An 11207-nucleotide genomic window follows, 5' to 3' on the forward strand; every position below is an offset into this window, starting at 1 on the left:
CGCATCATACTGCTACTGATCAGGTAGCTCCGCGGTGCGAGACAGACCATCCTGATGACAACGCCTCAGCCTGCTGCAATACCGTTTGCACTGCAATGTCCTGGAGATCGGGCGGGTAGCCGTACTTGCGCAGGATACGCTTTACCAGAACGCGCATTCGGGCGCGGGCAGAGTCACGGCGTGCCCAGTCGACCGACACGTTTTCGCGCAGACTCATCAGCAGTTCGTGGGCGATCAGCTTGAGCTTGTCGTCGCCCATCATCTGCACAGCACTTTCGTTTTCAGCCAGGGCGTCGTAAAAGGCGATTTCCTCATCTGACAGCCCTGACTCCTCGCCACGCTGCCGTGCCGCACGGATGTCCTTGGCCAGTTCAATCAGTTCTTGCAGCACTTCGGCAGTGGTAATGGCATTGGCATGGTAGCGCGCCACCGCGTTTTCCAATCTCTCAGAGAAGGCCTTGGTTTGCACGACATTGGCCTTGCTGCGTGAACGGATGCCATCGCTCAACAGTTTGCGCAAGGCTTCCAGTGCAAGATTCTTCTTTTCCATCTGCTGCACTTCGGCGAGGAACTCGTCGGAAAGGATGGAGATGTCCGGGCTCTTGATGCCCGCAGCGGCCAGGATGTCTACAATCTCGGTCGAGACCACGGCACGGCTGACGATCTGCTGGATCGCCAGTTCACGCTCTTGCTGGGTCACTCCGGAGCCGGTGCTGCTCTTGAGCAGCGCCGCACGGATCGCCTGGAAGAAACCGACTTCCTCTCGGATATCGCGTGCCTCATCAGAGGCGGAAGCCAAGGCGAACGCCTTGGACAGCGCCAGCACTGCGTCCTGATAGCGTCGATGAGCGTTCTTCTTGCCGTCCTTGGTATTCTCTTTTGCCGCCAACCTTTGTTGCAGGTCGAGAATCCACTCGATGGCCCCCGCCATCATCGCTAGGCGCTCCTGCGGCGTTCCGTTCATCGCCGATGCATAGTCGAAGCCGTGGTACATGTCTCGCACGACCTCGTACTTCTCCATCATTACCGCGATGGCCTGCGCTTCGTCGACGCCTGTGTTTTCCTGATCGTTCTTCGAGTATTGCTGCAGCGCAGACTTCAAGTTTTGCGCAATGCCAATGTAGTCGACGATCAGCCCGGCCGGTTTGTCGCGGAACACACGGTTTACGCGGGCAATTGCTTGCATCAGTCCGTGGCCTTGCATCGGCTTGTCTACATACATCGTGTGCATGCATGGTGCGTCAAAACCGGTTAGCCACATATCTCGCACAATCACTAGCTTGAGCGGGTCTTTGGGATCGCGGGCCCGCTTGGCCAGCAGATCGCGTCGGGCCTTGTTGCCGATGTGCTGCTGCCACGCCGCAGGGTCGCTCGCTGTGCCGGTCATCACAATCTTGACCGTGCCCGCGCTGTTATCCGCACTGTGCCAATCCGGACGCAGCTTAACGATCTCATCGTAGAGCTTCACGCAGATGCGTCGGCTCATGCATACCACCATCGCCTTGCCGTCCAGCGCTGCCACGCGATCCTCGAAGTGGGTGACCATGTCCTTGGCTACCAACGCCAGGCGCTTGTCGCTGCCAACCAGAGCCTCGACCGTTGACCACTTCTTCTTTAAGCGTTCCTGATCGGCCTCGGAATCGTCTTCGGTCAGCTCGTCTACATCGGCGTCGATCTTCGGTTTTTCGTCCTCATTGAGTTCGATGCGTGCCAGCCGCGACTCGTAGTAAATCGGCACAGTTGCGCCATCCTCGACCGCGCGGCTGATATCGTAGACATCAATGTAGTTGCCGAATACCGCCGGGGTGTTGACATCGTCCGCTTCGATGGGCGTGCCGGTAAAGCCGATGAAGGACGCGTTGGGCAGTGCATCGCGCATGTATTTGGCGAAGCCGTAGGAGATTTCGCCGGTCCTTGCGTCCACCTTGGCCTTAAAGCCGTATTGGCTGCGGTGCGCCTCATCCGCGATGACGACCACGTTGCGGCGCGTGGTGAGCGGCTCCGCGATCTCACCGAACTTTTGCAAGGTCGTGAAAATCACGCCGCCTGATGCCCGGCTCAAGACCTTCTGAAGATCTTCGCGACTCTCGGCCTGCACCGGCGTCTGCCGGATCAGGTCGCGGCACATCGAGAAGGTCGAGAAGAGCTGATCGTCGAGGTCGTTGCGGTCAGTCAGCACCACCAGCGTTGGGTTGGCCATTGCTGGGTGTTTGACCAGTTGTCCGGCGTAGAACGCCATCAGCAGGCTTTTTCCGGAGCCCTGGGTGTGCCAGATCACGCCCGCGCGTTTATCGCCTTGTCGTTGAGTCTTCACACTCGGCAAGCCGTAGTCAGCGGGGTCTTCGGCCACACCTTGCAACGCCACCGAAGCACGAACAGTCGATGCCACCGCATGTCGCACTGCGTGGAACTGGTGGTAGCCCGCGATGATCTTGGCTAGCCCCGAACCGGTTTCTCCGAAGACCGTGAAGTGACAGAGCAGATCGAGCAGGCGGCGATGCTCGAACACACCTTCAATCAGTGTCGAGAGTTCCGGCGCACCTTTCGGGGCAACGTCCGTGCCGTCGGTGGTGCGCCACGGCATGAAGCGCTCAAGGTCTGCCGACAGTGACCCTACGCGAGCTGCAATGCCGTCTGAAGTGACCAGCAGCGCGTTGGTGTTGAACAGCGCCGGAATCTGCTTCTTGTAGGTCTGCAGTTGGTTGAATGCACCCAGCAGATGCGCGCCCGCGCTGCCCGGCGCTTTCAGCTCGATCACGCCCAGGGGCAAGCCGTTCACGAACACCACCACATCGGGCCGCCGGTTGTTCTGGCCGTTGATCACAACGAACTGGCTCACTGCCAACCAGTCGTTCTGCTCTGGGTGTTCGAAGTCGATGAGCGCCACCTTGCCCGCCGTCAGCGTGCCATCGTCCGCGTAATACTCGACGTCCACGCCTTCCGTCATTAGCTTGTGGAGGCGGCGGTTCTCTTCAAGCAGCGATGGCAGCTCGGATTGCATCACCCGCCGCACGGCATCCTGACGCGCCTCCAACGGAAGGCCAGGATTCAGACGCGCGACGGCGTCTTCAAACCGCTTCTTGAGCACAACCTCATCGTGACTTTCGCGCTCCGGTCGGTGTCCATCGGGGCCGATGTCCTCCTCGCGTTCGACGCTGTATCCCAGCCCTTCCAACTGTTCCAGTAATGCCAGCTCGACGGCGGCCTCCGACAGAAACGCCATTACGGTTCTCCTAGTTCTTCGATGGGCTGAACCGCCACCAGCTTCAATAGCCCGTCGTAATGCTCACGGTCGACAGCCATCATCATTTCGAGTGTGTCGCGCAACACGGGTTGGGTTTCTGCGAGCAAAGAAAGATCGTGCCCTGGATCAGCGATTGCGCCAGCATGTGAATAAGTGTTGAGCAGACGGAGGATTCGCGTCTTTTTCGCTTTGTCGAAATCCACGCGCTCAAGTCGTGGACCGAGGTCCCCGCTCATCTCGGGGAAACGAAACGCGAGGAATGCCTCGATCAGTCTGCGTGCGACATTGGGCAACCCGTAGTGGTGCTCCAGTTCGACAACGTCATTGCGGTGGGCCTCCTCGTAGACGCGCTTGAACAGGTACTGGTATTCCGATTCGTACTTTTCAAGCAGAGGGTCAAGGTGACCTAATTCGCTCGTGCGTGAACCGTCAGCGTGACGTCGGGTGCGAAGAAGAAAGAATCGACCGGATCGCCGATCGATCTGGCGACTATTCTGCTTTGGTAGGTGATGGAACCAGTTCTTCACCAGCCGGAAAAACGCGAAGCTGTGCGTAAAAATGAAAAGCTGCCCGGCCTCCTTGGTGCGATCCTTCATATAGCCGAAGGCCGAGAACAGAGCGTTGTCATCCAGGCTCGACACCGGATCGTCAATGACGACAATCCCGTTCTTCAAGTCGAATGTTCTGTCCTGCAACGACTTGAGGAAATAGAGGAATGCAATCGCTGTGCGCTCTCCATCGCTCAGGTGCGATACGTATTGACCGTTGCGGGTCAGCGCGTAGCCGGTGCCCTTCACGTCGAAGCGCAGTTCGTCGCGCCCAAGGTAGGCGCGTAGCTCTGCAGTCAGCTCGTCAGCGGGGCGACGATGTTCGAGGATCGTGCGTTCAAGCTCATTGATCTGTGCCTGAATTTCTGCTTGTTTGGCTTTTGTGTCATCCAGTTCGGTAGTCGCGGCCTTTACCGCATCGGAGAGCTGAACGAACTCGGTGTGCGCCTCCGCGACATACGAGCCTTCAAGCTTCTTGCACGCACCATCGACCGACGCAGTGAACTCTGCGGAAATGCTGTTGTGCTTCTCCACGATCTTATTGAATGCGGCGACTGATTCGGTAATCGAGGAGGGTCTCGCCGTAGTTGGTGCCTGCGTGGCGGTGGGTGCGAACGGCTGATCGCGCTTGGCCTCGACACGCGCGATGAGGGCATCTAGCGAGGCTTGGGTCTCTGACTGCGCCGCCAACGCCATTGCGCATGCGGGATGCGCTTCGGGTACGAGCGCTTCATAGAAGCGAGAAACATCCGGCAACGACAGTGTAGCCGCAGTCTGCTTGGCTGCCTTCAGCTTCGAGAGAAGAGCGGACAGGTCTCTCTGAAAGCCCGCGAAGGCATTGTTGAAGTGAGCTTCGAGCTCGGTGCGACGTGCAGCCTGAAGCGGTTGCATGCAGAAGCGGCAGGTGTCGGAGGCGTGCTCACCCGAGTGCAGCTGAAGCCCTTCTTGTACCCACGAGGCAAGCTTGGCATTGCTGGTCAGCTCATCGAGCGTCTGCGCAACGACGGAGCGACAGACCAGCGTATCTACCTCACTCGTCAATGCATCAAGGTCGATGGATGGCGCAACAGCTTTGTCGACAAGCGGCTTTGGCTGAGCGTTTTTCTGGCTGTGGAGCTGCGCTTTCTGGTCATCGGCCAAAGTTGCGGCCGCCGCCTGCTGTGCATCCAGTGCTTCAACGGCACGTCTGAAATTTCGCTTGTCGTAGTTGTTGTAGGTTTGGCTGTTCGCGGTGGTTAATAGCTCCTTGATGAGCTTTGCCTTGTCCTTGCAGAAGTCGTCCAAGTTTGACTCTGTACGCTTCTTCTCGGTCTGGGCAGCCTGCGACGCGATGTCGGTCGTGGAAAGTTCCTTTTTGAGCTGCTCGACCTGTGTCTGCTTCTCAATGCTGTCTTCGCCGAGAAAGTAAATCGGTGTAATGCCGCCCGTTTGCGACAGGGTGGCGCTAATGAAATCCCGGTTGAAGACGCGCACTTGGGGTAGTTGTACCGAATCGAAAGCAGAACCTGCGACCTTCGTTGTCCCGTTGATCTCCAGAGTCGCTTCACCTTCGAGGAGCGCGGTTTTCTTCTCGACGAGCGAAAGTAGCCATGACAGCGTTGTCTTCCCGCTGCCGTTCCATCCATAGATGACATTGAACTGTGCAAACGGGTGCAAATCTTTCGGCCAGGTAAAGTCCCGAAACACGCGGAGCCGTAGCTTGGCGATGCGAGTCAACTTCATGTCGACTCTCCTTGTTCTTCGACGGGCTCCGCAGTCGGAGCAGGTACGCCGCGCGCAGCGTTCAGCGCTTCGACGTAGGCATCCCGATCCAGTTGGTAAAGCAAACGGCTAACTTCGATGTTGAGCGGCAGTTCATCGCCGCCCGGCAGCAGGAAGCGCAAGGTTGGCGATTCTCCGTCCTCAACATCCACCGCCAGCCCCACGTGCGCGTCGATCAGCTCGTTGTCTTCTGCAAATCGCTCCCACGGCTCGCTGGAGCTGATCGGGTCGAGTTGCGTATCCAGATAGGCCTGATGCAGGAATGCCACGATGGCATCAGCCGCCAGAACTGCGCTGCGGCGGTGGTGCTCTGCCAACCGCTCCAGATACGGGTCTTTACCGTGGCTGGCTGGGCCCGCCTTGTTGCGCAGGTCGTTTAGCGCGTCGGCCAATTTGTGATGGCTGGACACCAGCTTCTTGAATCGGTCGTCACGGACATCGCCTAGCTTGAGTGCGCGAATTGCTGCGGTCAGCCAATCCGACAGCGAGGGCGTCTCCTGCGTTGGCTTGAGCGGGGCTTGCTGGGTGTGAAAGCTTTCCACCACCACGCGGCACACCACCTCGACGACGGTCTTGGCGCAGTCGATGCACGCATCGTTGTTCTGCTCCAGATTTCGCTCCATTGCCTCGAACGTCTGTTGCAGCATCGGCGCGCCGCGCCAATGGCCGCAGGCCTCGCGGATGCCGGGGCACCAGTCGATTGTCATGCGTTGCCTCCAGCCGTTCTCAGAACCATCTCAACTCCCGCACCCAGGCTGTAAAGGCATTGATCCCCGCGATGCACTTCTCCGCCGAATGGCCGAATATCCCGCTTCTGACGTAGGGTGATTTGTCTCCGAGGCTTTCGACTGAGGATTGCATTTCCGTGACGATGCGATCCAGGCTATCCTTCCGATAGCCATAGCATCCTGGCGGCACCCAATATGGCCATCCTTCAGCTCGTTTGGCGTGATAAGCAAAGCTCAGCGCCATTAGAACTTCCAGCCTGTCGAAGCAATACGAGAATCTGGACTCCGATGGGACGAGGCTTCGAAATCGCGGTTGCAGCAGCGCGTGGAGCCAGTCATTGAGCGGTGCATATCGGCGATCCATACCTTGGAGAAGCTTCGCGGCTTCATTGCCACGCTCGAAGAGACAAAATGCTGGTAGCAATTCGACAGCAGTTTGATCTTCCCGGTACTCCCGATGGACAGTGGTGCCGAACAGCTGCCCGAGGAACAGCAATCCCCGTTCGCCAGCCTCAACCGCGCCCAGCCCCAATGCATAAAGAAGCAAGGTAGCGGGATAACGCTGCGATTCAACCCAAAGGTTGAAGCCTGACTCCCCGCGCCGGTTGGCCAACCTTGTTAACGCCGTCTGCCACGTGGCGTAATGCCAATCCTCCACCCAATACCCGCCCACCGCGGCCATTGATACCAGCGTCTCGCATGCGGCCTCATAGGAGCGCACCCGCGCTGTAAACGTCGCCGTATCCGGAGACGGGACATCTTGCAGTGCGAATGCCGAGCCAGAAGTGGTGTCAAGCACTCGATCTACCTCACCGCTGACCAGATCTGCAAGACGAATGCGATACTTGGGTTCGGCAAGATAGCCCTTGAGGCTCGCAACCGCTGCGTCGGTCGACAGAGGGTGCGGCCGGGAGAACTGCTCCAGCGCCTCAACTAAACGCCCCAGCTCTGTAAAAAAGCTGTCCGCATCCGCAATCGTGAGCTTTTGTGCCTGTCTATGTTCAATCAGGCGTTTGGCAGCGTTGCCCGGCGCGCCACGCACAGCCCAGAAGTGGGAGAAGCGGCGGGACACCGCCCGTTCGACAGCAACGCGCAAAGCGGTGTCCCAGTCCGCCGACCAACCGCAATAGATCAGGCCGAAGTCGTCGAGAATCCGATCCAGTAAGCCGTCGAATTCCTTGGGGTAGGTCTCCAGTTCGGAGGGCGTGTTGCGGATGCGAGTGTCCAGGTAATCGCCATGCACTTTGAACACGCAACAGCGGGTATGGATCAAGGGCATCGCACCGTGCACCTGATCCGGCGAACTAAGTACGGTCGGCACCACACCAACATCTGCCAGAGCCGTCTCCATCAGACGGTCGAAATTGGTGGTGATGATGATGCGGATGTAGCCCTTGGCCGCAAGGCTGGCGATTGCCCGGTGCGCAGCAGTGGGGGCCTTCAGGCCATCTGCACGCTCTTCGTCGGTAGGCTCCAGATAGGCGCGCAGCAACTGCTGGCGCTCAGCCGGGGTCTTGGCCAGTGCATCTAGCAGATCGGAATAGTCGGGCTCCTTACTGTAACGCTCGCGATACCAGCGAGCAGGATCGGAGTCGCAGTTTTCGCCCGCTACCTCAGCCAGTTTACGCACGAAGTCGAGTGTGATCTCCCAGCCAGTGGGGATCTGAGCTGAACGCGAAACTCCTGAGCCGAGCAATACGGCGTAGACACCAGGATTCGCCTGGATGGAGAATGCAAGCGAATGCAGCGGATCGATCATGCCTTCTTCGCCTCTCCATGAATCCGCTCGGCATCCGGAACACGCAGCTCGCCGGAAATAAGTTTGGGCAGTAGTGTGTCGCGCAGTTGGGCGAGAGATTTCGACTCATGAATCTTTGCGATGATTTCTTCGCTCGCTGCCTGGATGTGGTGATTGAACGCAGCGGCGACACTCTCGTGGGGCAGAACAATTAGGTAACGTGCCATTTCTGTCCAGTTTGTACGCGGCATCTTTGTTCCAGTTGATCCTGCGTTTGTGTATTCCACAAATGCATCGCTTGAGACATGAGCAAGAACGAAGCCGAACCATATGGGCAGCTTGGGCGCAATAACGACTATGTCGGTTGAACATACCCCATTGACTGGTGCGACGCCAACCTTATGAAAATACGGGCGCAATTTTCCAAATAGGATTTCTCCCTGCTTGAACTCATGCTTGTTACTTTCCAAGCCATTCGCCACGCCCCATTCGGCAAGCGCAGTGCATCGCTTAGGCATATGTTCAAGTGCGATATAGGGTGTTCCGTCTTTGATTTCATTCGGCTGCACGCTACGGCGAGGATGAACCGCAACTTCTCCCAGTGAGCCCATACGCCATCCCTCCGGAATCTCCCCCAACTCCGAATCGACGAGGTGGTCGGGGAAGATGTCGTAGAGGTGCGCGGGCAGGCCGGGTAGCGATTGGCCGCGCTGCCAGCGGCCTTCCATTTTGGTGCGCACGGGTTCGAAATCTACGAACCACGCCTTGAACAAGGCACGGGCCATCGCCTCCAGCGTTTCGTTCTGCTTGCGGTTGAGCTCGATCTTGTCGTCCAGCGTACCGAGGATACGGGCTATGGCGCGTTGTTCTTGGATATCAGGTATTTTTACTTTGTGATTTTTGAGAATATCTGTCTTCAGATTTGTGAATACAGAGCCATTTCCCTGTTGCACAAGTGCGGGACGCTCATGCAATAGCAAGTAATACGCAAAGAGCTTGTCCAGCCCCTTAAAGTTACGCAACAACATCCATCCGTCGTGAATACAGGCTTCTATTCCCATGAACATCGGAATGCCTGGTGTTGCGCTGTTGGTGAGGATTAGATCGCCCGGAAAGACTGCAACGCTCTTCGCTTTGCCTTCCGTTCGAATAAATTCATTGGTTCTGCCAATGTATCGGGAACCAGCAGATGTGGCATCTGCAATTTTCACCCACGGGATTCCTTCATCGACTATCCAGTCATGAATAGGGCGCGGCGAGGCTCCTCTCGAAATACTGCAAAGTTCAGAGAACTTGACATTGCGCCACTCAGTCGCCATACCCAAGCTCTCTTAAATTTGCTTCGATCGCCGCATCCAGTTTGGCCGCTTCTGCGTGCTGCTTGCGCCACAACTCCGACAGCCGCGCCATCTTTTCCTCGAAGGGTTCGCCATCGTCTTCCTGCTCGGCTGCGCCCACGTAGCGCCCCGGCGTCAGCACATGGCCGTGTTTTCGGATGTCGTCCATTGATGCCGACTTGCAGAATCCCGCCACGTCCAAGTACTCGCCCGCGCCTTCTTCTCCTCGCCAGGCATGGTAGGTGTCGGCGATCTTCTGGACTTCTTCGTCGGAGAGTTCGCGTCGGGTGCGATCCACCAGCACGCCCAGCTTGCGGGCGTCAATGAACAGCACCTGTCCGCGCCGGTCACGCAGCCCCTTATCCGGATTTTTGTTGCGGGCTAGGAACCACAGGCAGGCGGGAATCTGCGTGGAGTAGAAGAGCTGCCCGGGCAGCGCCACCATGCAATCCACCGCGTCGGCTTCCAGCATCGCCTTGCGGATCTCGCCTTCGCCGGACTGGTTGGAGCTCATCGAGCCATTGGCCAGCACTACACCTGCCTTGCCGTTGGGCGCAAGGTGGTGGTAAATGTGCTGGAGCCACGCGTAGTTGGCGTTGCCTACGGGCGGCGCGCCGAACTTCCAGCGCACGTCCTCACGCAGGCGGTCGCCGCCCCAGTCGGAGATATTGAACGGCGGATTGGCGAGGATATAGTCGGCCTTGAGGTCGCGCAGTTCGTCCTTGTGAAAGCTGCCCTCGTTGTTCCAGCGGATATCAGAATCAATGCCGCGCACGGCCAGGTTCATTTTGGCCAGTCGCCATGTTGTGTAGTTCGACTCCTGTCCATAAATGGCGATGTCGCCAATGCGGCCACCGTGCTCATTGATGAACTTGCTGGACTGCACAAACATCCCGCCCGAGCCGCAGCAGGGGTCGTAGACGCGACCGGAATACGGTTCCAGCATTTCAACCAGCACGCGCACCACGGAGCGCGGGGTGTAGAACTCGCCGCCGCGCTTGCCTTCGGCCCCAGCGAACTGGCCGAGAAAATACTCGTACACGCGCCCGAGGATGTCGCGGGATTTGTCGCCGTCCTCGCCCAGTGCAATGCCCGAGATTAGGTCGATTAGCTCGCCCAGCATCACCTTGTTGAGTGCCGGGCGCGCGTAGTCCTTGGGCAGCACACCCTTGAGCGACTCATTGTCCTTCTCGATGGTGCGCATCGCATCGTCGATCAGCGTGCCGATAGTGGGCAGCTTGGCGTTGGCCTGCAAGTGCGACCAGCGCGCCTCCTTGGGAATCCAGAACACGTTGTCTGCGAGGTACTCGTCCTTGTCCTCGGCGGCCTGCACATCGTCGGCCAGCAGCGCCTTGTGCTTGGCCTCGAAGGCATCCGAGATGTACTTCAGGAAGATCAGGCCGAGCGCGACGTGCTTGTAGTCGGAGGGTTCCATATTGCCGCGCAGCTTGTCGGCCGTTTTGAAGAGCTCAGCCTCAAAGCCGAGATTGCCACTGTTTCCATTCCCGTTTGGCTTGTTGCGTGCCATTGATCTTTTTCCTATTGCACCCAGTTGCTCTTGGGTTTTGAAGTGTTTCAACATAATACATTGGAAGCGGAAAGAGTACCGGGAGCGACAGGAAGGAAATTCAGACCGTCCTCCGTCCGGTAGCGGCGCTCAGCCGCGCGGCCGGTATTCGCAGCCCATCTCCACGGCGCAGGCAGCCATTGCCCTGATTTCGCCGCCTAAAACGCCGACTGTATCACTGCATTCCTTCCTGCAAGGGGTGCGCGTTGCCGGGTACTCACCCGGTCCCTTCGTCTCTCTTCGTTCTCCTTCGGGCTGCGGCTTGCGTGCCCGCCCCTTTCCGG

Annotated in this window: 6 protein-coding genes; all 6 read right to left on the reverse strand. The window is 58.2% G+C overall.

Features of this window, described 5'->3' with window-relative positions; genetic code table 11:
• Nucleotides 1–19 precede the first annotated feature (19 nt).
• Genes WCZ84_RS02550 through WCZ84_RS02575 form a run of 6 tightly spaced genes read right to left on the reverse strand, consistent with a single transcriptional unit; the run spans nucleotide 20 to nucleotide 10884 of the window.
• Nucleotides 20–3223, reverse strand: a complete 3204-nt coding sequence (locus WCZ84_RS02550; RefSeq protein WP_372684686.1) for a type I restriction endonuclease subunit R — start codon at nucleotides 3221–3223, stop codon at nucleotides 20–22.
• Nucleotides 3223–5514, reverse strand: a complete 2292-nt coding sequence (locus WCZ84_RS02555) for an AAA family ATPase (protein WP_372684687.1) — start codon at nucleotides 5512–5514, stop codon at nucleotides 3223–3225. Before WCZ84_RS02555 ends, WCZ84_RS02550 begins: the two co-directional genes overlap by 1 nt.
• A complete protein-coding gene (locus tag WCZ84_RS02560; RefSeq protein WP_372684688.1) occupies nucleotides 5511–6260 on the reverse strand; it encodes an abortive infection family protein in 750 nt (249 codons plus the stop codon). The genes WCZ84_RS02555 and WCZ84_RS02560 overlap by 4 nt, the downstream gene beginning before the upstream one ends.
• Nucleotides 6261–6279: 19 nt before the next feature.
• On the reverse strand, nucleotides 6280–8040 hold the full coding sequence (locus tag WCZ84_RS02565; RefSeq protein WP_372684689.1) for an SIR2 family protein: 1761 nt from the start codon (nucleotides 8038–8040) through the stop codon (nucleotides 6280–6282).
• Nucleotides 8037–9338 carry a restriction endonuclease subunit S gene (locus WCZ84_RS02570; protein WP_372684690.1) on the reverse strand — a complete coding sequence of 434 codons (1302 nt, stop codon included), beginning with the start codon at nucleotides 9336–9338 and terminating at the stop codon, nucleotides 8037–8039. The genes WCZ84_RS02565 and WCZ84_RS02570 overlap by 4 nt, the downstream gene beginning before the upstream one ends.
• Nucleotides 9328–10884: a type I restriction-modification system subunit M gene (locus WCZ84_RS02575; protein ID WP_372684691.1), complete on the reverse strand. Its 1557-nt coding sequence runs from the start codon at nucleotides 10882–10884 to the stop codon at nucleotides 9328–9330. Before WCZ84_RS02575 ends, WCZ84_RS02570 begins: the two co-directional genes overlap by 11 nt.
• Nucleotides 10885–11207: the final 323 nt, after the last annotated feature.

It is taken from the genome of Castellaniella sp. (assembly GCF_041675725.1).
Classification (GTDB): Bacteria; Pseudomonadota; Gammaproteobacteria; order Burkholderiales; family Burkholderiaceae_B; genus Castellaniella.